Raw genomic sequence first — 299 nt, 5'->3', positions numbered from 1 at the left:
AACCTGCCGAAGACCACCGGCAAGGTGTTCTTCATCGGCGCGGACCACAAGCCGCACTGGTGCTCGGCCACCTCGGTTCAGTCGCAGTACAAGAACCTGGTGGCGACCGCGGGTCACTGCGTCTACGACACCAAGTCGAACGCGACCACCCTGGACAAGTGGGTCTTCATCCCCGGCTACTACGAGGGCAAGACCCCGTGGGGCATCTACGTCGGTAAGACCGCTTACACGCACTACGACTACAGCGTGTACGAGGACGGCGACCGCGACTACGCGTTCGTCACGGTCTACAACGGCGT

General features: G+C 62.2%; 1 protein-coding gene. It reads left to right on the top strand.

The window, feature by feature from the left end:
- A partial coding sequence (locus FLX08_RS40235) for a trypsin-like serine peptidase (protein WP_425280673.1) occupies positions 1 to 299 on the top strand: 299 nt, incomplete at both ends.

Origin of the sequence: Microbispora hainanensis, assembly GCF_006874475.1 — a bacterium.
Classification (GTDB): Bacteria; Actinomycetota; Actinomycetes; order Streptosporangiales; family Streptosporangiaceae; genus Microbispora; species Microbispora hainanensis.
Note: the sequence above shows the minus strand (reverse complement) of the source record. Positions and strands in the feature narration are given on the sequence as shown.